22 protein-coding genes are annotated in these 23,787 nt (G+C 58.2%); 5 read left to right on the forward strand and 17 right to left on the reverse strand.

Going from position 1 to position 23,787, the window contains the following annotated elements:
- Positions 1–132: 132 nt before the first annotated feature.
- From AB3N39_RS05415 to AB3N39_RS05425, 3 genes are all read right to left on the reverse strand, one after another.
- Positions 133–912, reverse strand: coding sequence for a hypothetical protein (locus AB3N39_RS05415; protein ID WP_367897122.1), 780 nt, complete (start codon positions 910–912; stop codon positions 133–135).
- A gap of 292 nt (positions 913–1,204) precedes the next feature.
- On the reverse strand, positions 1,205–1,660 hold the full coding sequence (locus AB3N39_RS05420; RefSeq protein ID WP_367897123.1) for a hypothetical protein: 456 nt from the start codon (positions 1,658–1,660) through the stop codon (positions 1,205–1,207).
- A 387-nt stretch (positions 1,661–2,047) separates the two neighbouring features.
- Positions 2,048–2,929 (reverse strand): LysR family transcriptional regulator, encoded by an 882-nt coding sequence (locus AB3N39_RS05425; RefSeq protein ID WP_248172833.1) that lies wholly within the window; start codon positions 2,927–2,929, stop codon positions 2,048–2,050.
- A gap of 105 nt (positions 2,930–3,034) precedes the next feature.
- Between AB3N39_RS05425 and budA the strand changes: the two genes are divergently transcribed.
- From budA to AB3N39_RS05445, 4 genes are all read left to right on the forward strand, one after another.
- Positions 3,035–3,814 carry an acetolactate decarboxylase gene (budA, locus tag AB3N39_RS05430; RefSeq protein ID WP_367897124.1) on the forward strand — a complete coding sequence of 260 codons (780 nt, stop codon included), beginning with the start codon at positions 3,035–3,037 and terminating at the stop codon, positions 3,812–3,814.
- 13 nt (positions 3,815–3,827) lie between these two features.
- Entirely contained in the window at positions 3,828–5,507 is a 1,680-nt protein-coding gene (gene alsS / locus AB3N39_RS05435; protein WP_367897125.1) for an acetolactate synthase AlsS, read from the forward strand.
- A gap of 20 nt (positions 5,508–5,527) precedes the next feature.
- A complete protein-coding gene (locus AB3N39_RS05440; RefSeq protein ID WP_008499406.1) occupies positions 5,528–6,298 on the forward strand; it encodes a (S)-acetoin forming diacetyl reductase in 771 nt (256 codons plus the stop codon).
- A 131-nt stretch (positions 6,299–6,429) separates the two neighbouring features.
- Entirely contained in the window at positions 6,430–6,903 is a 474-nt protein-coding gene (locus AB3N39_RS05445) for a cold-shock protein (RefSeq protein WP_111964451.1), read from the forward strand.
- A 60-nt stretch (positions 6,904–6,963) separates the two neighbouring features.
- Here AB3N39_RS05445 and AB3N39_RS05450 read toward each other — a convergent pair whose 3' ends face one another.
- The 13 genes from AB3N39_RS05450 to betI all read right to left on the reverse strand — a co-directional run bounded on the left by AB3N39_RS05450 (position 6,964) and on the right by betI (position 20,826).
- A complete protein-coding gene (locus AB3N39_RS05450; protein WP_367897126.1) occupies positions 6,964–7,668 on the reverse strand; it encodes an ABC transporter ATP-binding protein in 705 nt (234 codons plus the stop codon).
- Positions 7,655–8,491 (reverse strand): ABC transporter ATP-binding protein, encoded by an 837-nt coding sequence (locus AB3N39_RS05455; protein ID WP_133293954.1) that lies wholly within the window; start codon positions 8,489–8,491, stop codon positions 7,655–7,657. Before AB3N39_RS05455 ends, AB3N39_RS05450 begins: the two co-directional genes overlap by 14 nt.
- Positions 8,484–9,317 (reverse strand): ABC transporter permease, encoded by an 834-nt coding sequence (locus AB3N39_RS05460; protein ID WP_248172861.1) that lies wholly within the window; start codon positions 9,315–9,317, stop codon positions 8,484–8,486. The genes AB3N39_RS05455 and AB3N39_RS05460 overlap by 8 nt, the downstream gene beginning before the upstream one ends.
- A complete protein-coding gene (locus tag AB3N39_RS05465; protein WP_133293956.1) occupies positions 9,317–10,330 on the reverse strand; it encodes an ABC transporter permease in 1,014 nt (337 codons plus the stop codon). The genes AB3N39_RS05460 and AB3N39_RS05465 overlap by 1 nt, the downstream gene beginning before the upstream one ends.
- A 97-nt stretch (positions 10,331–10,427) precedes the next feature.
- Positions 10,428–11,996 carry an ABC transporter substrate-binding protein gene (locus AB3N39_RS05470; protein ID WP_367897127.1) on the reverse strand — a complete coding sequence of 523 codons (1,569 nt, stop codon included), beginning with the start codon at positions 11,994–11,996 and terminating at the stop codon, positions 10,428–10,430.
- A gap of 377 nt (positions 11,997–12,373) precedes the next feature.
- Entirely contained in the window at positions 12,374–14,068 is a 1,695-nt protein-coding gene (locus AB3N39_RS05475) for a thiamine pyrophosphate-binding protein (RefSeq protein WP_133293958.1), read from the reverse strand.
- 33 nt (positions 14,069–14,101) lie between these two features.
- Positions 14,102–14,842, reverse strand: coding sequence for an SDR family oxidoreductase (locus AB3N39_RS05480; protein WP_111964443.1), 741 nt, complete (start codon positions 14,840–14,842; stop codon positions 14,102–14,104).
- Positions 14,843–15,115: 273 nt separating this feature from the next.
- Complete coding sequence (locus AB3N39_RS05485; protein ID WP_367897128.1) at positions 15,116–15,763, reverse strand: anti-sigma factor domain-containing protein; 648 nt, start codon at positions 15,761–15,763, stop codon at positions 15,116–15,118.
- Entirely contained in the window at positions 15,760–16,314 is a 555-nt protein-coding gene (locus tag AB3N39_RS05490) for an RNA polymerase sigma factor (protein ID WP_133293960.1), read from the reverse strand. The genes AB3N39_RS05485 and AB3N39_RS05490 overlap by 4 nt, the downstream gene beginning before the upstream one ends.
- A gap of 43 nt (positions 16,315–16,357) precedes the next feature.
- On the reverse strand, positions 16,358–16,921 hold the full coding sequence (locus AB3N39_RS05495) for a fasciclin domain-containing protein (protein WP_133295408.1): 564 nt from the start codon (positions 16,919–16,921) through the stop codon (positions 16,358–16,360).
- Positions 16,922–17,074: 153 nt separating this feature from the next.
- Complete coding sequence (betA, locus tag AB3N39_RS05500) at positions 17,075–18,739, reverse strand: choline dehydrogenase (protein ID WP_127729938.1); 1,665 nt, start codon at positions 18,737–18,739, stop codon at positions 17,075–17,077.
- Positions 18,740–18,752: 13 nt separating this feature from the next.
- Positions 18,753–20,225: a betaine-aldehyde dehydrogenase gene (betB, locus tag AB3N39_RS05505; RefSeq protein WP_133293961.1), complete on the reverse strand. Its 1,473-nt coding sequence runs from the start codon at positions 20,223–20,225 to the stop codon at positions 18,753–18,755.
- Positions 20,226–20,238: 13 nt separating this feature from the next.
- Positions 20,239–20,826 (reverse strand): transcriptional regulator BetI, encoded by a 588-nt coding sequence (gene betI / locus AB3N39_RS05510; RefSeq protein ID WP_133295409.1) that lies wholly within the window; start codon positions 20,824–20,826, stop codon positions 20,239–20,241.
- 128 nt (positions 20,827–20,954) lie between these two features.
- Between betI and betT the strand changes: the two genes are divergently transcribed.
- Positions 20,955–22,988: a choline BCCT transporter BetT gene (gene betT, locus AB3N39_RS05515; protein ID WP_029741651.1), complete on the forward strand. Its 2,034-nt coding sequence runs from the start codon at positions 20,955–20,957 to the stop codon at positions 22,986–22,988.
- A gap of 111 nt (positions 22,989–23,099) precedes the next feature.
- Here betT and entD read toward each other — a convergent pair whose 3' ends face one another.
- Positions 23,100–23,756, reverse strand: coding sequence for an enterobactin synthase subunit EntD (entD, locus tag AB3N39_RS05520; RefSeq protein ID WP_133293962.1), 657 nt, complete (start codon positions 23,754–23,756; stop codon positions 23,100–23,102).
- Positions 23,757–23,787 lie beyond the last annotated feature (31 nt).

Below are 23,787 nucleotides of genomic sequence, written 5' to 3' on the forward strand. Positions count from 1 at the left end.
CTCACAGCGGATCTTCAGCTCAGTCAGATCGTTCGCTTCGTGCCAGAAGCGGATATTACCTAATACATTGGTAACCTTCTCAGATTAACACGTTCTACATAGTTAGCGTCGCATCTGATGAGTTATAATGTTTTAAAATATCCAACTGATAAATCCACCCGAATACTTCTCACTAATTTGGATTGCAAAAAGATCATGAAGACTTAGAAATAAATCATTATCTTCTTTAAAAATTAACTCCTCATACTCTGCCATTATCAAACTATGCTGCGTTGTTAGTTTAGATATGTTATCCATTTCACTGGCAAGCATGGATTTGTTTGCATTGGTGGATAGATCCATAGCAATAAATTTCCGCATCAATGGCATTAGTTGATTAGGGTCTATGTTTTTTGTATTTTCCTTGGCTTTTTTTTGTCTTTCTGAATAGATAGTGTTAATCGCAATTGTATAATTTTTCGCTAAGCTCCTAAACTCTGGATATGAACCAGTAACTAATGCAAGTTCTTCGTACTTGAGGAATAAATCGGCCTTGCATTTTTTTACTGTCATTTCAAGCTCTTCAACTCCTTTTTTTAACTCTGCATTTGCTTTAATAATAGACATTGGGAGAGCTTCATAATGTTGGCCTAATTTTGAATCAGGAGTCTTTGTCATATGTACTATTTCATTAGACATGAGCTGATAAGAACCAGATAACTCTCCATACTTTAGGAATAGTTCATTATGTGAAGATGAGCAAGAACTTTGTAATTCCATCATTGGCCTGAAGTAATCCTTTATAAGCTCCTCCTGAAGACCTTGATCTTTTTTGTAACTCTCTAGAATCCCAGCAAAAAGAAACGACCCTAAAGATATAGAGATTATGGCAATTAGTAATTGACTAAGAAATGATTGTGCTCCATTACTCATGAATTATCCTTAAAACATAATACTGAAAAAAGTGGCGCCTGATAAGGGAAAACGACGGATCGGAAACAAACTTAACTGATGGGTTAGCCATAGTCCAGAACCTTATTTAAACACTTAGTATGACGGTATGCATCTTAGAAATTCGTGCCAGTAACATTTGAAGCCTCATAATTCATTTAAATCGAGGTCAGTTACTCGCTTTTAACGGACATTCATCAAGCAACGTTGTTCTTTGCATAAGACCGAAATCTTACTTCTTACTCAGCAGCATTCCGGCCTCCTGCTACTTAACTCAGTGCGCCGTGATATACGGCTCCTTCACAAACTCCACCAGCAACCAGACCATATCATGCAGCAGCCCGGTGAGTTCTTTTTCCACGCTCGCAGGCAACGTCCCGCCCATCACCGACAGCGTTAACGCCACGGCATAGTCCACCTGTAGCGTCGTCTCCTGCCAGCAGTCCGGCACACATGAATTTATCTTTTCACCCGCAATCAGCTGTTCAACCAGATACGCTGGAAGTTCAGCATCACAGCATTCCCGCAGCCGCTTAAGCGCAGCCAGCAATCGCTTGCAGAGTGTGGCAAACGTCACCGTATCGTCAGTGTCCACCAGCACGCTAACATACGCAGTGCATGCGTCAGCCAACTCAAAGAGATCAGCAGAATCGGGAAGTTGCAGGTGAAGAAGGTGATGAACAGCACTTTCCTCAGAAAGCGCGTAAGACAGGGAAGGGATAGTTGTCATGTGATTTTCCTTTTTAAACATTCTCCAGACCACCACATAAGTTCCTACGCTCATGGGTGGTAGCGCTGACGGAGGTAGGAATACCGCACATGACATAACGGCCAACCTTTCGGTTGCTCCGCCAGCGCGACCGTATTTTAACGGGATGAGCGCCGTCTCGACAAAAATAATTGCCGTGTCATGTTGTGCGGGTTCCTACGCCCGGTTACGGATGTGCCGCAACGCAGGCACTTTACGACCGTGAGGAAGGGATGAAAAGAGATGCCCCTGAATTACATCAGGTTGCTTGCAGGTTTGCGAGGCGGCTTCCAGAAGGGTATTGCCGGGTGGCGGCCTCGCCTTACCCGGCCGACAAAAACCACCAACCAATCCCACCGGGCACAACTGCTACCCCTCGCTCATCATCGCCAGAAACCGCTTCACCGTTCGCGAGCGTTCAAACCGCCGCCAGCACAGTGCGATATCGGTATAAAGCTCCGGCGAGCTCAGCGCGTGGTAGGTGACATTCGGCGGAGAAATGGCCGCCATGGATTTGGGCACCAGCGCGAACCCGCCGCCCGCGGAAACCATGCTCAGGGAGGAGGAAAGCTGCGACGACTGCAGCGCGTGCTGCACGTCGATCCCGGCCCGCTCGCAGCAGCCGTGAACCCGCTCGTACAGCCCCGGCGCGACCTCCTGCGGGAACAACACTACCGGCGTATCCCGAAGCTGTTCTAACGCCAGCGAACCGCACGCCGCCAGCGGATGATCGCGATGCAGTGCCACCACCATCGGCTCCCGGTCGAGGATTTTTAACTCGAACGCCTTGCTGCTCTCGCACGGCAGGCGCACGAAGGCGATATCCAGTTCACCCTCCGCCAGCATCGTCGTCAGCGACGACATATTGGCTTCCACCTGATGAACCTGCACCGCCATGTTCTGCACCTGAAACTGGCGAATCAGCGCGAAAATTTTGGGATGAAAAGCGTCGGAGCTGGTGATGCCAATCGACAGGTTTCCGTTCAGCCCGCGCGCGATGCCGCGAGCTTTTTCCAGCGCGGCGTCGCTCAGCGCCAGGATCTTGCAGGCGTCCTCGTAGAAGGCTTCTCCCGCCTCGGTCAGCTCCACGCCCCGCGTCAGGCGCCTGAACAACGGCGTGCCCACTTCCTCTTCGAGCCGTTTGATCTGCTGACTCAGAGGAGGCTGTGAAATACCCAGCGCTTCGGCCGCCCTGGTGAAGTGTCGCTCGCGTGCTACCGCGACAAAATACCGCAGATAACGAAGTTCCATATCTAAAACGTCTCAAACCAGCATGGTTTCTATATTGGAACTCTCTGCTGAATCGGGTCAACATTTATTTAACCTTTCTAAATAAAGTTGAAGAGGACGAGCACGATGATGCATTCATCTGCCTGCGACTGTGAGGCCAGCTTGTGCGAGACCCTGCGCGGGTTTTCCGCCCAGCATCCTGACAGCGTGATCTACCAGACATCGCTAATGAGCGCCCTGCTAAGCGGCGTGTACGAAGGGGAGACCACCATCGCCGATCTGCTGGCGCACGGTGATTTTGGCCTGGGCACCTTCAACGAGCTGGACGGCGAAATGATTGCCTTCAGCAGCAAGGTTTACCAGCTGCGCGCCGACGGCAGCGCCCGGGCCGCGAAGCCGGAGCAGAAAACGCCGTTCGCGGTGATGACCTGGTTCCAGCCGCAGTATCGTATTACCTTCAATGCGCCGGTCAGCCGTCAGCTGATCCATGACGCGATCGACCAGCAGATCCCCTCCGATAATCTGTTCTGCGCGCTGCGCATTGACGGCAATTTCCGCCACGCCCACACCCGCACCGTACCGCGCCAGAAGCCGCCATACCGCGCGATGACCGACGTGCTGGACGACCAGCCGGTGTTCCGCTTTAACCAGCGTGAAGGGGTATTGGTCGGGTTCCGCACGCCACAGCATATGCAGGGCATCAACGTGGCGGGCTACCACGAACATTTCATCACCGACGACCGTCAGGGCGGGGGCCATCTGCTCGATTACCAGCTGGAGAACGGCGTGCTCACCTTCGGTGAAATTCACAAGCTGATGATTGACCTGCCCGCCGACAGCGCGTTTTTACAGGCCAACCTTCACCCCAGCAATCTGGACGCAGCGATCCGTTCCGTCGAAAACTAACAGGAGAACTATCGTGAACAGTGAGAAACAGTCACGTCAGTGGGCGCACGGCGCCGATTTGGTTGTCGGCCAGCTGGAAGCGCAGGGCGTGAAGCAGGTGTTCGGGATCCCGGGGGCGAAAATCGACAAGGTCTTTGACTCCCTGCTGGACTCCTCCATCGAGATTATTCCGGTGCGTCACGAAGCGAACGCGGCGTTCATGGCGGCGGCGGTAGGGCGTCTGACCGGCAAGGCCGGGGTGGCGCTGGTGACCTCCGGGCCCGGCTGTTCGAACCTGATCACCGGCATTGCCACCGCCAACAGCGAAGGCGACCCGGTCGTGGCGCTGGGCGGGGCGGTGAAGCGGGCAGATAAAGCCAAACTGGTGCACCAGAGCATGGACACCGTTGCCATGTTCAGCCCGGTCACCAAATACGCCGTCGAAGTGAGTGCGCCGGACGCGATTGCTGAGGTGGTTTCCAACGCGTTTCGCGCCGCCGAGCACGGCAGGCCGGGGAGCGCGTTCGTCAGCCTGCCGCAGGATATTGTCGATCAGCCCGCCACGGGGGCGATTTTGCCTGCCAGCGGCCCGGCGCTGATGGGCCCGGCACCGGAATCCGCCATTAACGACGTGGCGAAGCTTATCGAAAAGGCCAAAAACCCGGTCATCCTGCTGGGGCTGATGGCGAGCCAGCCCGCCAACAGCGCCGCGCTGCGTAAGCTGCTGGAGAAAAGCCGTATTCCGGTCACCAGCACCTATCAGGCCGCCGGGGCGGTGAATCAGGAGCACTTCACCCGCTTCGCCGGACGCGTCGGTCTGTTCAATAACCAGGCGGGCGACCGGCTGCTCCATCTGGCGGATCTGATTATCTGCATCGGCTACAGCCCGGTGGAGTACGAGCCGTCCATGTGGAACAGCGGCGACGCCACGCTGGTGCACATTGACGTGCTGCCTGCCTATGAAGAACGTAACTACGTGCCGGATCTGGAGCTGGTGGGGGACATTGCCGAAACGCTGAATCTGCTCGCTAACCGTATCGACCATAAGCTCGAGCTGAGCCAGCGGGCCTCCGAAATTCTGGTCGATCGCCAGCATCAGCGCGATCTGCTCGATCGTCGCGGCGCCTCGCTCAACCAGTTTGCCCTGCACCCGCTGCGCATCGTGCGGGCTATGCAGGATATCGTGAATAACGACGTGACGCTCACCGTGGATATGGGCAGCTTCCACATCTGGATCGCCCGCTACCTCTACAGCTTCCGTGCACGTCAGGTGATGATCTCCAACGGTCAGCAGACCATGGGCGTCGCGCTGCCGTGGGCGATTGGCGCGTGGCTGGTCAACCCGCGCCGCAAGGTGGTTTCGGTCTCCGGCGACGGCGGTTTCCTGCAGTCAAGCATGGAGCTGGAAACCGCGGTGCGCCTCAACGCTAACGTGCTGCACATCATCTGGGTGGATAACGGCTACAACATGGTTGCCATTCAGGAAGAGAAAAAATACCAGCGTCTTTCCGGCGTCGAGTTCGGCCCGGTCGATTTCAAAGTCTATGCCGACGCCTTTGGCGCGAAAGGCTTTGCCGTGGAGAGCGCCGACGCGCTCGAACCCACGCTGCGTGCGGCGATGGATGTGGATGGCCCGGCCGTGGTGGCCATTCCCGTTGACTACAGCGATAACCCGCTGCTGATGGGCCAGCTCCATCTCAGCCAGATTTTGTGACTCAACATAAGGACAGAGAAATGCAAAAAGTTGCTCTCGTAACAGGCTCAGGCCAGGGGATTGGTAAAGCGATTGCGCTTCGCCTGGTGAAAGATGGCTTTGCCGTCGCCATCGCCGACTATAACGCGGAAACGGCCAGAGCCGTGGCCGATGAAATCATCCGTAACGGCGGTAACGCCGTCGCCGTGAAGGTGGACGTCTCTGACCGCGAGCAGGTATTTGCGGCGGTAGAGAAAGCCCGCACTGCGCTGGGCGGTTTCCACGTTATCGTTAACAACGCCGGGGTTGCGCCGTCCACGCCAATCGAATCCATCACGCCGGAGATTGTCGACAAGGTCTACAACATCAACGTGAAAGGGGTGATCTGGGGGATCCAGGCGGCGATTGACGCGTTCCGCAAAGAGGGGCACGGCGGCAAGATCATCAACGCCTGCTCCCAGGCGGGCCACACCGGTAACCCGGAGCTGGCCGTCTACAGTTCCAGTAAATTCGCGGTGCGCGGCCTAACCCAGACCGCCGCGCGGGATCTTGCTCCGCTGGGGATCACCGTTAACGCCTACTGCCCGGGCATCGTGAAAACGCCGATGTGGGCGGAGATCGACCGTCAGGTCTCCGAGGCGGCGGGTAAGCCGCTCGGCTACGGTACCGAAACCTTTGCCAAACGCATCACGCTTGGCCGCCTGTCCGAACCGGAAGATGTCGCCGCCTGCGTTTCATACCTGGCAGGACCGGATTCCGACTACATGACCGGCCAGTCTCTGCTCATCGATGGCGGGATGGTGTTCAACTAAATTCTAATAAGCTCTGACATGAGTTTTCCCCTGCACCCGTGCAGGGGCTTTTTTTTGTCTCCTCATCCATTGTGCATTACACTGCGCGCTGCAAAACTTTAGTCATTACGATCTGACAGGCGGTAACAGCGATGAACGGTACAATCACAACGTGGTTTAAAGATAAAGGCTTTGGATTTATCAAAGATGAAAACGGCGACAACCGCTATTTTCATGTGATTAAGGTCGCGAACCCCGATCTGATTAAGAAAGATGCCGCGGTGACCTTCGAGCCAACCACCAACAACAAAGGCCTTTCCGCCTACGCGGTGAAGGTGATCCCCGAAAGCAAACATCTCTATATCGCAGGCGAGCGCGTGAAGCTCAGCTCGATCAAGTCCTTCGTGGTGTTCAGCGAAGAAGAGCCTGCCGATACCAAAATCGACAAAGAGAATGCGGTGCTGTCGGTGGGGCTGCTGATGAACAGCATCAAGCCGAAATCTGATAAAAAGCCGGGCGAAATGCGCACGGTGAAGAAGCTGGCGATCACCACCTTCCAGAACACGACGCTGATCTTCACCGAAGATGAGATCGACATTGATGCCACGGTGAAGCTGCTGAAGTAATTGTAGGCCGGGTGGCGGCGATGCCTTTCCCGGCTTGGAAAACCCGCGCCGCCGCACGGTTTACCCCATCCTGTGCTCGCCTCTTAACATAGTCTCACGGTCAAACACCTTCTGGATCGCCCCGTGCGCCATAAACGCCGCCCGGTCGGACATATGGGCAATCACGTCCGCGTCGTGGCTCACCAGCAGATAGGTCATCTCGTGCTCGGCCTTAAGACGGTTGAGCAGGTTCAGGATCTCTGCCTGCACCGACATATCCAGCGCCGAGGTCGGCTCGTCCAGCAGCAGAAGCTGCGGGCGCAGCAGCAGCGCGCGGGCAATAGCCACGCGCTGCTGCTGGCCGCCGGAAAGCTGGTGCGGGTAGCGCCTGTCCGCGTCGGCGGAAAGCCCCACCTGCTGCAGCGCATCCGCCACCTTTTCGGCAATCTGCGTTTCGCCGCGGATTTTTAACGGCTCCGACAGGGTGCGCGCAATGGTGTGGTTCGGGTGCAGCGACGCCGACGGATCCTGAAATACCATCTGCACGTTGCGGCGAAGCTCGCCTTCAAAACGTCGTCCTGGCGTTAACGCTTCTCCCAGTAGCGCAATACTGCCGCGCCACTCGCGCTGCAGCCCAGCCAGCACGCGCAGAAGGGTCGATTTGCCGCAGCCGGATTCACCGATCAGGCTGAACGTCTCGCCTCTCTCAATGCTAAAGCTGGCGGCCGAAACCGCCGTTTTTTCCCCAAAGGTGACCTGCACCTGGTTAACCTCAACGAGCGCCATCGCTGGCCTCCTTCCACGGCTGCGAACGGTCGAGCGTCGGCAGCATCTGTCCATAGGTATTGGCGTCTGGACGACAGGTCCACAGGGTTCGCGTGTACGGATGCGTCGCCTGCGGGAGATGGCTTGCCGCCATCTCATCGACCTTTTCGCCCTGATACATCACCAGCACGCGGTCGCAGTGCTCCGCCACCAGCGGCAGATCGTGGCTGATTAACAGCATCGCCATCTGGCGTTCTTCGCACTGCTGCACCAGCAGCTCGAGGATCTGGTTGCGCAGGCGGGCGTCCAGCGCGGAGGTGGGTTCATCGGCAATCAGCACCTGCGGGTTGTTGATCAGCGCAATCGCAATCATCACCCGCTGGCCCATGCCCCCGGAGAGTTCGCCGGGATAGCGCTGGAGGACATGTTCGTTGAGTCCGACGGCGCGGAGGATGTCGTGAATGCGCGCCAGGCGTTCAGCGCGGGGCAGGCGCTGATGCAGGGTCAGCGCCTCATCAAGCTGAGCGGCGACGTTTTTCGCCGGATTTAGCGCGTAGCGCGGGTCCTGCAGGACCATCGCAATCCCGTTACCGCGCAGCGCCTGCCAGCGGCGGGCGTTCAGGGTCAGCAGGTCGTTGCCAAGCACGTTAAGCCGGTTGGCGCTTACAATACCGGGTTTGCGCACCAGACCCATCAGGGCGCGGGCGGACATGGACTTGCCGGAGCCGGATTCCCCCACCAGCGCCAGCCGCTCGTTGCCAAGCGTAAAGCTCAGATTGTTGACCACGCGCGCGGCGGGGTAGTCGATATTCAGCGCATCGACGATGACGCGGGGTTCATTCATGCTGTGGCTCCAGTACGTCGCGCAGGCCATCGCCCAGCAGGTTAAACGCCAGGCTGGCAAACAGGATGGCGCCGCCCGGAATGGCGGCAATCCACCACTGGTCGAAAATCACCTGCATGCCGTCGGCAATCATCGCTCCCCATTCGGCCATGGGCGGACGTGCGCCAAGGCCGAGGAAGCCGAGACCGGCGGCGGCCAGAATAATGCCTGCCAGATCCAGCGCCAGCCGCACAATCGCGGACGGCAAACACAGGGGCAGAATATGCCCGACCAGCAGGCGCAGGCCGCGAATGCCCATCATCTCCGCGGCGGCCAGGTAATCGCTGTGGCGCAGACGCTGAATTTCACTCCGCGCCTGACGCGCGTATGCGGGCCAGGTGGTTAAGGCCAGCGCCAGCGCGCCGTTGACCAGCCCCGGGCCAAGCATCGCCACAAACGCGAAGGCGAGGATCAGGCGAGGCATCGACATCACCACGTCGGTAAAACGCATCAGGATGCGCTCCAGCCAGCCGCCGTAGTAGCCGGACAAAATTCCCACCAGCAGCCCGGCGGGCAGGGTAATAACGGTGACTAACGCCACCAGCCCGAGCGCCGGACGGGTGCCGTAAATCAGGCGCGAAAGCAGATCGCGACCGTAGCTGTCTGTGCCCAGCCAGTGCTGGCCGTTCGGTGCCTGCAGGCGCGCGGCGGCGTCCTGCCAGTTCGGGTCAACCGGGGCCAGCCACGGCGCGAACAGGGCAATAACCCCCAGCAGCGCGATGGCTACCAGCCCGCAAAATGCGGCAGGGGAGCGGCGTAGCCGGCGTAAGAAGAGATAAAACGGCATCAGCGCACCCTGGGATCGGTTGCCCGCACGAGCAGGTCGATAAGGTTATTGATCAGGACAAAGCAGACGCCAATCAGCAGCGTGCCGCCCATGACCGCGGTGGTGTCTCCGGCGAACAGGGCGGTGGTGAGATAGCGCCCGATCCCCGGCCATGAGAAGACGGTTTCGGTTAATACCGCGCCCTCCAGCATGCTGGTGTAGGCCAGCGCGATCACCGTCAGCAGGGTGCCGCGAATGTTCGGCAGCACGTGTCGCAGCAGGATGGCCATCTCCCCGGCACCTTTTGCGCGGGCAAGCAGGATGTACTCTTTGTTCATCTCGCTCAGGCAGGCCGAGCGCGTCAGGCGGGTAATGCTTGCCAGCGAGTAATAGGCCAGCAGCAGCACCGGCAGCACCAGGTGGCTGAGGGCGTTGCGGAACGCCTCGCGATCGCCGGAAAGCCAGGTATCTATCAGCGCAAAGCCGGTGCGCTGCTCGACGGTGAACTGCCAGATATCGTCCAGCCTGCCGGGGCCTGCGCTCCACTGCAGCTTCGCGTAGAACAGGGCCAGCATCAGCAGGCCGAGCCAGAAAATCGGCACCGAGTTGCCGAGCAGGGTGAGGGTTCTGATGGCTAAATCGAGCGGCGAACCGGCGTAGCGAGCGCACAGCACTCCGGCAGTCACGCCGAGCACGGCGCCGATGATTAACGCCAGCGTTGCCAGCTCCAGCGTGGCGGGGAAGGCGTGCAGCAGATCCTGCAGCACCGGCTGTCCGGTGGCGCTGGCGGTGCCTAAATCCCCGTGGGCGAGGTTTTGCAGGTAGTGCCAGAACTGCACGGGCAGGGGACGATCCAGCCCAAGCTGGTGGCGAACCTGATCGTACGTCGACTGGCTGGCGTGATCGCCGACGATCTGCAGCACGCGATCGACCGGTGAAAACGCCGAGAGCGCAAACGTGACGAGCAGCAGCCCGAAGAGCGTGAGCAGCAGGGTCAGCAGACCCTGAAGCACGCGGGTGGAAAGATGTGGCATGGGAAATCTCTTCATGCCGGGTGCGGCTTCGCCTTACCCGGCCTACAAAAACCGATAACACAGGCCGGGTCAGCGCAGCGCCACCCGGCAACAGGGGCTACTTCGTGACGCGATCGTACCAGACCATATCCGCGTTCAGCCCCTGCTGATACCCCTTCACGTTATCGCGCACCACGATCTGGGTTTTGCCCTGATCGACGAACACGTACGGCGAGCTCTGCTGCAGCTGTTCCTGCATTTTCTTGTACAGATCCAGACGCTTCGCCGGATCCGGCTCGGCAACCGCCGCCAGCGTGGCCTTGTTCAGCTCCGGGATTTTCCAGCCGTTCAGACCGGCCACGGTGCTGGATTTACCGTCGTTCCACGCGAAGGCGCTGGCATTGGAGTGCGCATCGAAGTAGTCAGGGATCCACAAACGAATCGCCGCCTGATGCTGCTTAGCGCGCACGCGGGCATAGACCTGGCTCCCGGCTGCAGGCAGCAGATCCACCTTCACGCCGCCCTGCGCAAAGCTCGCCTGCATTGACTGGGCAATGGTGATAAACGGCGGCTTGTTCTCCACGTCCAGCGTGAAGTGCGCGTCCTTAATGCCCGCTTTGGCGAGGATGTCTTTCGCTTTTGCAGGGTCAAACTTAAACGGGTTGTCTTCCAGCGCGCCCGGCAGCCCGACCGGCAGGAAGCTCTGATGAACAAAATACTGGCCTTTCAGCAGATTTTTGGTGATGCCTTCATAATCTACCAGCCAGCGCGAGGCTTCCCAGAACGCCGGGTTGTTCAGAAGCGGGTTGGCGCTGTTGCCGGTGTTAAACACCAGGTAATTCTGCTCCGCAGACGGGATGCTCAGCACCTTCACGCCCGGCTTGCCGTCCAGGGCGCTTATCTGATCTGCACCGAGATCGCGCGCCACGTCCGCATCACCCTGCTGGATCAGCAGGCGGCGCGAAGCCGGATCGGGGACGTTTTTAATGATGATGCTTTTCAGCTTCGGCGCGCCGCCGGGGGCGGAGTCGTTGGCTTCCAGCACGATGGCCTGATGCGGCTGATAGACGCGCATTTTGAACGCGCCGCTGCCCGCCGAGTGCATTTTTAGCCACGCGTTACCGAAGTCATTATCCTTCACGTTCGCCGCGACGAGCTTTTCATCCACGATAGAGGCAATCGGCGTGGAGAGAATATTCAGCGCCACCGACGGGCTCACGTCCGCCGTCCAGTGAAGCTGGAGGGTGTGATCGTCCACCTTCTTCAGCTGGCTGGAGATGTTGCTCGCGTCCCAGCCCAGCACGTTGAGAATAAAGGCCGGGGATTTGTTTAGCGTCACGGCGCGGGTGTAAGAGAAAATTACGTCTTCCGGGCGCAGCGGGTTGCCGGAGGCGAATTTCGCATCGGGCTTGAGCTTGATGGTCAGGGTTTTTGCTGCCGCGTCCGCTTCCCAGCTTTCTGCCAGAATCGGCGTGATTTTTTCCGGATTATCGCGGTCCGGCTGCACCAGACGCTGGTACAGGCTCGGCACGGTCTGGATGCTGGAGAGCTCGTTGGCTTCGGCCGGGTCGAGGCTCACGATATCATCGAGCCCCTGGGCAACCACCAGCGTGTTGGGCGGAGTAGCGGCGTGGACAGCGCCTGAGAGCGCAGCCAGCACCAGTAACGGCAACAGTTTTTTCGTCATAGCGATCCCTGAGAAGAATATATTGTGATTGTTTTATGCTCCGCTACGTTAGGTCGAGTGTGACATTCCGCAAAGTCGAAATTCAGCTTTACTTATGCCTTCCGGGAATATCGCATGCGCTCGGGCTATTAAAACACGTTGCTTTTCGCCTGCTTTTTAACCTGCTATAACAAATGCCTTACCTTTCAGGGAGTCACCGCGTGCTGGGTCATAGCGAAGGTGATGGACGATGAGCTGGCGCCATTTGCCGTCATTGACTTACGCACCGAACGTGCGGCTGGAGTGGAAGTGCGATTCGATGAACGTTGCCTAACGCAGGGCGGCTTGAGGCGTTTCGGTTATAAGTTTTTTATGTAGGGTACAGCGTAAGCGCGCGGCTAATCCGCGGAAATTGCGATTTCAATCAGGTTGGTTTTTCCTGACTGCAGGCCGCGCGTTACCGCTTCGGCGATATCTGCAGCCTCGGTTACCCGGCAGCAGTGGACGCCCATGGCGGTGGCAAGCGACTGAAAATCAATATGCGGGTTCACCAGGTCCATCCCGATAAAACGCCCCAGCCGCGTTGAGCTGTAGTCAGCCTGGCTCTTCATAAAGTTTTTCAGGATGTTGTACTCCCTGTTATTCATGACGATAAAGGTGACCGGCAGATTTTCGTGTGCCGCCGTCCAGAGCGCCTGCGGCGAGTACAGAGAGGCCCCGTCGCCTATCAGGCAGACCACCGGCTCACGCCCGCGTCCCAGTGAATGCCCTACTGAGGCCGGCATCCCCCAGCCCAGTCCGCCGCCGCGCATAAAGTAGTAGCGCTGGTGCTGCTGGTCAGAGATGAACCGGCGGACATGCCTGGCGGTCGCTATCGCCTCATCAACGATGGTGGTACCCGCCGGAATGGATCGGATGACTTCCCAGGCTGCGACCATCGGGGAGATCGCCGGGCGTAGCCGCTCGGCGGCCAGACGTTCCTCCTGCTGCTGCCACTCCTTCTCCCGTTCGTCGCGGGCCGCAACCAGCAGCCGCTGGTGGGCCAGCGTGCTGGCGATCAGTCGCTGCTTAAGCTTTGGCAGCAGTTCATGCAGGGACAGTTTGATATCCCCCATCACTGAAAGGCGAGTGGCATAGGTGCGGCCAAGTTCGTGCATATCCGCCGAAAGCTGATATACCGCGCAGGTTTCCGGAATGGCCTCGCCCTCGCTGTACAAAATGGTGATCAGGCTTCTGCCGCCGATGATAAATACGGCATCGTAGGCGTTGATGATGCTGGCGATTTCGCTGGCGGTGGTGGGCATATTGCCCCGCCAGAGCGCATGCTGCGTAGGGAAGGGCAAATTCAGGGGCCAGGAGGAGCCGTAGACATGGGCGCTGAGCGCTTCAGCAAGCTGGACAATCTCCTGCGTCGAGCCGCTGGAGTGAACTTCATCTCCCGCCACAATCATGATCCTGCCCGGGGTGACTTCGCTGAGCGCCTCCGCCAGCTCGTCTAGCGAGCCCGCGACGGTGTGGTAGTTCACTTTTGAGGCCGTCTGTATCCCGGCGTCGCTCAGCTCTTCCATGACGTTCATCGGGAGTGAAAGCAGGACCGGGCCACCCGGAGGGTAGCTGGCCGCGTGAAACGCACGGCGCACAAGAACCGGGAGCTGATCGGCGCTGGTAACCTCCTGCGCCCATTTCATGACCGGGGAGCCTATGGAAACAATATCGTCATACAGCAGCGGGTCGCGGACGTAGTGCCGCGTGTCCTGCTGTCCGACGGTGACCACCAGCGGGGTTTTCATGATCCGCGAATTAATGAGATTCCCCATGCCGTGCCCCAGACCGCTGGCGGTATGCAAATTGATAAATCCGGTCTTGCCGGAGGCTTTTGCGTAGCCGTCGGCAATGGCCACCACGGTGCTTTCCTGAAGCGCGAGAATATAGTGAATATTTTCATGGCGAAGCAGGGCATCAATGAGCGGAAGTTCGGTTGTTCCGGGGTTGCCAAAAATATATTCCACCCCTTCACTCTCCAGCACTTCAAGAAGAATGTCGGAACCCGATCGCATATTTAAATCTGATAAGGACGTTAATGATTTAATCATAATGACACCTCATTCAGCATTATTTAACGCCGGCTAAAATTCTTCCTGCGTCGGACGAACAACAATTTCATTAATATCAACGTCGCCAGGCTGTTCAATAGCAAATAAAACCGCGCGGGCAATTGCGTCAGCCGGAATAGCCTGCTTGTAAAATTCATGCAGGAACTGTTTGCTTGGGGCATCAGAGCTGCCGAACTGCAGTTCGCTTTCGACGGCACCGGGAGAAATAAGCGTCGTGCGGATGGTTTTACCCGCCTCCTGACGTAAGCCTTCACTCAGCGCGCGGACGGCGAATTTCGTGGCGCTATACACCACGCCGCCAGGGGCCAGCACTTTGATGCCCGCGACGGAGGCAACGTTTATAAAATGCCCGCGGCCCTGACGCTGGAACACCGGGAAAGCCGCGGCGATGCCGTACAGCACCCCTTTCAGATTGGTATCAATCATCTTGTCCCATTCGTCGGTTTTCAGCTCGCTGAGCGGGGCGATAGCCATAAAGCCCGCGTTATTGATCAGCACATCCACGCGCTGGTAGGCGGCAACGGCAGCGTCAATGGCGCGCTGCACCTCTTCCTGACGGGTGACATCGGCCTTTACGGCTATCGCCTGGCCACCCTGCTGGATGATGCGGTCCACCAGGGCATTAATTTTCTCCAGACGACGGGCAACAAGCACCAGTGAAAAAGGTTTATCTGCCAGATGAAGGGCGATGGCCTCACCAATACCGCTGCTGGCGCCGGTGATAACAACAACTTTGTTTGCACTATTATTCATGATCTTATCTCGCTATTGAGTGATGCAAAAAATAAAAGGCAGAGAAGCGTTAATGAATAATGACAAATTCATTAACGCGTTTTTTGATATATTGTGTATCAGGAATAAAAGGATGTTCGTGTAAAACTTAATGGAGTGCGGAAGAGTCTGTCAATGTCGTTTTTTAATAATTAAACTAATTGCAGGGCTAATATTTAATTCTTATAGGTAACCGAGGGTGTTATATAAATGAAATTGGTTAACGATAGCGGCCCTGCGAACAGGGCCTGAGGATTACAATTTGCCACTGTAAAGCACCGGCCCTGTCGGGAGGCCAGTGGGCGAGCCGCCCTCTGGTTCAAGGCTTATGGCTATCATGGCGTCAGGAGGGAGAGTTGTGTTCCTGAGGGTGACGCGTGTCGGTATGTCGTTATGCAGCAGCCCCATGGAGACCGGCGCCTGCCCGCCTGGGATCAGCCAAAGCTGCAGGCTGTGTTGCGCCGCGACGGCCGTCGGCCGAAGTGGGGCAATGCTCAAGTGCTGGCGGCTGGCATCCGCGCTGATGACCCACTCCCCGTGCTGTTGGGCATCGTTGAGGACCATCAGCGGAACGAGTTCCGGGGCTCGGGTGGCATACCAGGCAACGACCGCCAGGGCGGCGAGTGAGGCTGCAACCATCCAGCCGACATAAGGCCGACTTTTGCGTAAAGGCATTTTAGGCGGCAGATCGAGGGCGATTCTTTTCCACACCGTCTCAGGTGGAGGGACGGGCACAAGATGGCTATCCAGCGTGCTGAACATTTCCTGCCAGTACGCGACGCGGGCGGCCAGGGCGGGTTCATGGGCAACCCGTTTCTGGAACTGAAGCCGCGCTCCTCCCCGCAGCGTGCCGAGGGCATACTCTGCTGTCAGCATGTCGTCGCGTTTTTCTGCGTCATTCATAGCCCGACACACTCCCGAAGATGGTCCATTGCCCGACGTATCCAGCTTTTCACCGAGCCAAGAGGCTGCTGGAGCCAGTCGGCAATGTCGCTGTGAGACATTCCCTGATAGTAGGCGAGCGTAATGCTCTGGCGCTGCTCGCTGCTCAAATGTTCGAGACACTGCCTGAGCCGTGCTGCCTGCGCGTCGTCGTGCCAGTTATTCTGCTCATCGTTCTCGCAAGGCAAAAGCGCTTCGTTATACGCCGTCTCGCGGTCGGCAGCCCGGGTTTGCCCGCTTCGCAGCCAGTCGATACAGCGGTTGCGCACAATATGCGTAAGCCAGGTCATCGGGGAGCTCAGTGCAGCGTTGTAGGTTTCAGCTTTACTCCAGACGGTGATAAAACAGTCGTGAAGGATCTCTTCTGCCCATGCGCGGTCGTGCAGCATGCGCAGCGCAACGGCAAACAGGTGTGGCGATGTGAGTCGATAAAGTTGTTCAAATGCACGGCGATCGCCGTTTGCGACCGCCTGCATTAATTTCAGCTGCTGTTCAGCCAGCGCGTTATCCATATTATTCCCGGAAGGCAACGTCACACTTCCGAAGTATAGACAACTACTTAGGCATCAGGACGGTATCAATCACATCGATCACGCCGTTTTTTTGATGAACGTCATAGGTGCTAATGTTCGCCACATTACCTTTACCATCCTTAAGCTGAATATTGTGCGGGCCGTTGCTCATGATCCACAGCGGCTGACCGTTAACGGTCTTCAGCTCCGCGCGGCCGCCGCCCTGTTTAATTTTCTGCTCCAGCGCTTTCATATCGTAATTACCGGCGACCACGTGATAGGTCAGGATGCTGGTGAGCGTGGCTTTGTTTTCGGGTTTGACCAGGTTCTCGACGGTGCCGGCAGGCAATTTCGCAAACGCCGCATTGGTTGGGGCAAACACGGTGAATGGCCCTTTGCTCTGAAGCGTATCCACCAGCCCGGCCGCTTTGACGGCGGCCACCAGCGTGGTGTGATCTTTCGAGTTCACGGCGTTTTCAACAATATTTTTGCTCGGGTACATTTCCGCTCCGCCCACCATCACGGAGCCTGACGTCATGGCTGCTGATGCGCCTGCACAGAAGAGTAAAGCGCTGGTTACGAATGCAACATGGGTTAGCTTTTTCATCATCTTTCCTCGGATTAGGGAGCAAAGGGGTTGCTCACATATGCATATACGAGGGGAGGAGGGAAACTGGATGCAGGAAAATACAAAAATTTTGGGTGGGAAGATAAACGCCCTCTCCCTTGAGGGAGAGGGCTCGGGTGAGGGGAAATATCCTCAGCGGCGAACCGGCGCCCCGTTGGCCACATAATACGCGGCCGTACTTTTTGCCAGCGGCTCGCGCCCGCGAATGGCGTCGGCAATCTTTTCACCGATCATAATAGTGGTGGCGTTCAGGTTGCCGGTGATGATTTGCGGCATAATCGACGCATCCACTACGCGCAGCCCTTCCAGCCCGTGAACGCGGCCTTCGCCGTCGACCACCGCCATCTCGTCGTAACCCATCTTGCAGGTGCCGCACGGGTGGAACGCGGTTTCGGCGTGGTTACGCACGAACTCGTCCAGCTGCTCGTCGGTCTGGCAGTCAATACCCGGACTGATTTCACGGCCGCGGTACTTGTCCAGCGCGGGCTGGTGCATGATCTCGCGGGTGATGCGGATCGCGTCGCGGAACTCCTGCCAGTCCTGCTCGTGGGACATATAGTTGAACAGGATCGCCGGATGCTGGTGCGGATCGCGCGACTTAATGCGCACGTGCCCACGGCTCGGGGAGCGCATGGAGCCAACGTGGCACTGGAAGCCGTGCTCTTTCACCGCGTTCGAGCCGTTGTAGTTAATCGCCACCGGCAGGAAGTGGTACTGAATGTTCGGCCACTCGAACTCCTCGCGGCTGCGGATAAACCCGCCCGCTTCGAAGTGGTTGCTCGCGCCCACGCCGGTGCCGCCAAACAGCCACTCGGCGCCAATCTTCGGCTGGTTCCACCACTGCAGGGCAGGGTAGAGAGAGACCGGCTCTTTGCATTCATACTGGAGGTACATCTCCAGGTGATCCTGCAGATTTTCCCCCACGCCGGGCAGGTCGTGCACCAGCGGGATATCAAACTGCTTCAGCAGGTCAGCGTTGCCCACGCCGGAGCGCTGGAGGATCTGCGGGGAGGCAATCGCCCCGGCGCTCAGCAGCACTTCTTTCTTCGCCGTTGCTTTGGACGGAATGGTGCTTTCGCCCTCCAGCCACTCGACACCCACGGCGCGCTTGCCGTCAAACAGAATGCGATCGGTCATGGCGTGGGTGCGGATGGTCAGATTCGGACGGGGTTTCGCCTGATCCAGATAGCCGCGCGCGGTGCTGGCGCGTCGGCCCTGCGGCGTGACCGTGCGGTCCATCGGGCCGAAGCCTTCCTGCTGATAGCCGTTGAGATCGTCGGTGCGCGGATAGCCCGCCTGCACGCCCGCTTCCACCATCGCCTCAAACAGCGGGTTCACGCCAGGCTTCGAGGTGGTGACGCTCACCGGACCATCGCCGCCGTGGTAGTCGTTCGGCCCCACGTCGCGCGTCTCTGCCTTGCGGTAGTAGGGCAGGCAGTTGAGGTAGCTCCAGTGCTCCAGACCCGGCTCTTTTGCCCAGTGGTCGAGGTCCATCGCGTTACCGCGGATGTAGCACATGCCGTTGATCAGCGACGAGCCGCCCAGCCCTTTGCCGCGCCCGCACTCCATGCGGCGGTTGTTCATGTACGGCTCTGGCTCGGTTTCGTACGCCCAGTTATAGCGCTTGCCCTGCAGCGGGAACGCCAGCGCGGCGGGCATCTGGGTTCGGAAGTCAAAGCGGTAGTCCGGCCCGCCTGCCTCAAGCAGCAGGACGGTAGTGTTCGGATCTTCAGTCAGTCGTGTAGCCAGCACGTTGCCGGCAGATCCGGCCCCGATAATGATGTAGTCAAATTGCAAATAAACCTCCCGGTTAAAATATGGACTGGAATTTACCCATCTCAACCTGGATGGACTTCACCTGGGTGTAGCTCTGCAGCGTTATCACGCCGTTCTCGCGGCCAATGCCGGAGTGCTTGTAGCCGCCGACCGGCATCTCTGCGGCGGATTCACCCCAGGTGTTGATCCAGCAGATACCCGCTTCGAGCTGATGAATGGCGCCGTGGGCGCGGTTCAGGTCTGTCGTGACGATGCCCGCCGCCAGACCGTAGTCGGTATCGTTGGCGCGGCGAATCGCTTCTTCATCGGTGTCATAGGTCAGGATGGACATCACCGGGCCGAAGATCTCTTCGCGCACGATGGTCATTTCGTCAGTGCAGTCGGTGAACACGGTCGGGGCTACCCACGCGCCGTTATCGAAGCCTTCGCCCTTCAGCACGTCGCCGCCGCACAGTACGCGCGCGCCTTCCTCTTTGCCTTTGGCGATGTAGCGCAGCACGCTGTCGCGGTGCGGGAAGCTGACCATCGGACCAAAGTTAGTGGTTTCATCGAACAGATCGCCCGCGCGGATGCGGCCCACGCGCTCAACGATTTTCTGCTCAAACGCGGCTTTGAACTTAGCCGGAACAAACACGCGGGTGCCGTTGGTGCACACCTGGCCGGAGCTGAAGAAGTTGGCCATCATGGCGATGTCCGCCGCGAGATCCAGATCCGCATCGTCAAAAATAATCAGCGGCGATTTGCCGCCCAGCTCCATCGTCACCTCTTTCAGGGACGAGGCCGCCGAGTTGGCCATCACTTTTTTTCCGCTCGCGACGCCGCCGGTAAAGGAGACTTTGGCGATGCCCGGATGCTCGGTCAGGTACTGGCCGGTCTCCGCGCCCACGCCAGGCAGGACGTTAAACACGCCGTCCGGCAGGCCTGCTTCGGTGTAGATCTCTGCAAGCTTTAGGGCGGTGAGCGGGGTCACTTCGCTCGGCTTGAAGATCATTGCGTTGCCCGCCGCCAGCGCCGGGGCGGATTTCCACAGGGCTATCTGGATCGGGTAGTTCCACGCGCCGATGCCCGCCACCACGCCCAGCGGCTCGCGTCGGGTGTAGACGAACGAGGTCTCACGCAGCGGGATCTGGCTGCCTTCCAGCGCCGGGATCAGCCCCGCGTAGTACTCCAGCACGTCCGCGCCGGTGACGATGTCGACGGTTGAGGTTTCGGAATACGCTTTACCGGTGTCGAGGGTTTCCAGCTTCGCCAGCTCGTCGTTGCGCTCGCGCAGGATGTCGACGGCGCGACGCAGGATGCGCGAGCGCTCCATGGCGGTCATCGCCGCCCAGACTTTTTGCCCGCGCGTTGCGCTTTCTACGGCGCGATCGACGTCCTCGCGCCCGGCGGCCTGTACGGTCGCCAGGACTTCACCGTTGGCCGGGTTGATGGTCTCGAAGGTGCGACCGCTGGTGGCCGATGTATAACCACCATTGATATAAAGCTGCTGTTCTGCCATTCGGGACATAAATTCTCCTCGGTTATTCGGTCGGTAAATGGTGGCTGATAAAGTGGCTGGTCAGTGACTGGGCCTGGGTCTTATCCAGCGGTTTGCCACTCAGCGCGGCGCGCAGCCACAGCCCGTCGATCAGCGCCGCCAGCCCGTAGCCCGCCTCCTGGGCCTGTTCGCGCGGAAGCTCGCGGCGGAACTCGTACACCAGGTTCGACAGCAGGCGGCGGCTGCTCACCTGCTGCAGGCGGTAGAGCATCGGCTGGTGCATGCTGCTCGCCCAGAAGGCCAGCCAGGCCTTCATTGCCGCGCCGCTGGTCTGGGTTTCATCAAAATTGCCGCCGACAATCGCCTGCAGACGCTGCTCCGCGCTGCCGTTCGGCAGGGCGTGCAGGCGGCTCAAAACCGCGTCGCGCAGCTGGCCGGTGATGTCGCGCATGGTCGCTTCCAGCAGACCGTTTTTGTCTTTGAAGTAGTGACTGATGATCCCCGTGGAAACGCCCGCCCGACGGGCGATCTGCGCGATCGTCGCGTCATGCATTCCCACTTCATTTATTGCTTCCAGCGTGGCGTCGATAAGCTGCCTGCGCCGGATCGGCTGCATCCCCACTTTGGGCATTGTTGCCACTCCATTCATCAGCGTTGGTTATACATTAAAGCGGTTTTTGATTGGACGTTCAATATAAAATGTGTCTTAATTGTTGCGGATTTGGATTTTAATAGTTACAAAAACAGTGAGGATACTGGATGACAGACCTTTCACAGGACAGAGAAAAAGACAAAATCAACCCGGTCGTTTTTTATACGTCCGCCGGGCTGATTTTGTTGTTTTCCCTGACAACGATCTTCTTTCGTGATTTTTCTGCCGAGTGGATTGGGCGCACCCTGAACTGGGTGTCGAAGACCTTCGGCTGGTACTACCTGCTGGCGGCGACGCTCTATATTGTCTTCGTGGTCTGCATTGCCTGCTCGCGCTTTGGTTCGGTAAAGCTCGGGCCTGAGCAGTCCAAGCCCGAGTTCAGCCTGCTGAGCTGGGCCGCAATGCTGTTTGCCGCGGGCATCGGCATCGACCTGATGTTCTTCTCCGTGGCGGAACCGGTCACGCAGTATATGCAGCCGCCGGAAGGGGCAGGGCAGACGATGGAGGCCGCGCGCCAGGCGATGGTCTGGACGCTGTTCCACTACGGACTGACGGGCTGGTCGATGTACGCCCTGATGGGCATGGCGCTCGGATACTTTAGCTATCGTTATAATTTACCCCTCACCATTCGCTCTGCGCTCTACCCGATCTTCGGTAAAAAGATTAACGGCCCGATTGGCCACAGCGTCGACATTGCGGCAGTGATCGGCACCATCTTCGGCATCGCGACAACGCTCGGGATCGGCGTGGTGCAGCTCAACTACGGGCTGAGCGTGCTGTTTGATATTCCGGACTCGATGGCGGCGAAAGCTGCGCTGATTGCGCTCTCCGTCATTATCGCCACTATTTCGGTGACGTCGGGCGTCGATAAGGGCATCCGCGTGCTCTCCGAGCTGAACGTGGCGCTGGCGCTGGGCCTGATCCTGTTCGTGCTGTTTATGGGTGATACCTCGTTCCTGCTCAATGCCTTAGTGCTGAACGTGGGAGACTACGTGAACCGCTTTATGGGCATGACGCTGAACAGCTTCGCCTTCGACCGCCCGGTAGAGTGGATGAACAACTGGACGCTGTTCTTCTGGGCGTGGTGGGTCGCGTGGTCGCCGTTTGTCGGCCTGTTCCTCGCGCGCATTTCGCGTGGCCGCACCATTCGTCAGTTCGTAATGGGCACGCTGATTATCCCGTTCACCTTTACCCTGCTGTGGCTGTCGATTTTCGGCAACAGCGCGCTGCACGAGATCATCCACGGCAATGCAACCTTCGCGCAGGAAGCGATGGCGCACCCGGAGCGCGGCTTCTACAGCCTGCTGGCGCAGTACCCGGCGTTTACCTTTAGCGCCTCCGTGGCGACCATCACCGGCCTGCTGTTTTACGTCACCTCGGCGGACTCCGGCGCGCTTGTGCTGGGCAACTTCACCTCGAAGCTCAAAGACATCAACAGCGACGCGCCGAACTGGCTGCGCATCTTCTGGTCCGTTGCCATCGGCCTGCTGACGCTCGGCATGCTGATGACCAACGGCATCTCGGCGCTGCAGAACACCACGGTGATCATGGGGCTGCCGTTCAGCTTCGTCATCTTCTTTGTCATGGCCGGGCTGTATAAATCGCTCAAGGTGGAAGACTACCGCCGCGTCAGCGCCAGCCGCGACACCGCGCCGCGTCCGATGGGGGCGCAGGACAGGCTGAGCTGGAAGAAACGCCTGTCGCGACTGATGAATTACCCGGGCACGCGCTACACCAAACAGATGATGGAGACCGTCTGCTTCCCTGCGATGGAAGAGGTGGCGCAGGAGCTGAAGCTGCGTGGCGCCTACGTGGAGCTCAAAAATCTGCCGCCGGAGGAGGGCGAGACCCTGGGGCACCTGGACCTGCTGGTGCACATGGGCGACGAGCAGAACTTTGTCTATCAGATCTGGCCGCAGCAGTACTCGGTGCCCGGTTTTACCTACCGGGCGCGCAGCGGGAAGTCGACCTACTACCGGCTGGAGACCTTCCTGCTGGAAGGAAGCCAGGGGAATGATTTGATGGACTACAGCAAGGAGCAGGTGATCACTGACATCCTGGATCAGTATGAACGGCACCTGAACTTTATCCATCTCCACAGGGAAGCGCCGGGTAATAGCGTGATGTTCCCGGATGTTTGAGCCTTGATCTGAAGAACGTATAAAGACATCGCCGCTGTCCTCATGCCGGGTGGCACTGCGCTTACCCGGCCTACAAACCGCTTTACTGTAGGCCTGATAAGCGTTGCGCCATCAGGCTTTTAGCAGTGTCCACACGCTCGTATCATTATTCTGCCAGATGAGGGGGAAGCATTTACCCTCAGGATAGTCTCCAGCCGGGTGCGAAAGCGCCAGCGTGATTGTTTTTTCCGTTAACTCTGTGACTCTCGCCCACTCAAACCCCATAAAAGTCTTCACCTGCGGAAAGAACGCCTTAAACAAACTTTCTTTGGCGCTAAAAGTGAGCGTCAGCGCCAGCGCAAAAGGGTAGCCCGAGTGCGTCAGGCACATCGCTTCCTGTGCATCAATGATACCGTCCTGGATTTCGCGGGCTTCACGGTCTGGAAGAATGGCTTCGCAATCAATACCCACAAGCGCATCTGGATGACTGACGACAACCGCCATCGCCTGCGTGCCGCTGTGGGTGATGCTCCCTGAGACGCCTTCCGGCCAGAGCGGTTCACCGCTGGGGCCGATACCGGGAATTACGCGTTCATTTATCGCACTGAGGGCATGCGCGGCGGCAGTGCGGCCTGCCAGATGCTCGGCTTTTCGTTTGCGTCCGGCGTTTGAAAGCTCTGCGTGATGGGGGAGCCAGAGAAGATCGGCGTCGGTGAAGGTAGTTGGGTCGAAGGTGACGTGGTGGACGGTGTGGCCGGCGAGAATGAACGTGGTGTGGGTTGTGCGCATGTTTTCCCCTCTATCAAAAAATAGTGCGGCC

This window comes from Enterobacter vonholyi (assembly GCF_040834095.1).
Classification (GTDB): Bacteria; Pseudomonadota; Gammaproteobacteria; order Enterobacterales; family Enterobacteriaceae; genus Enterobacter; species Enterobacter vonholyi.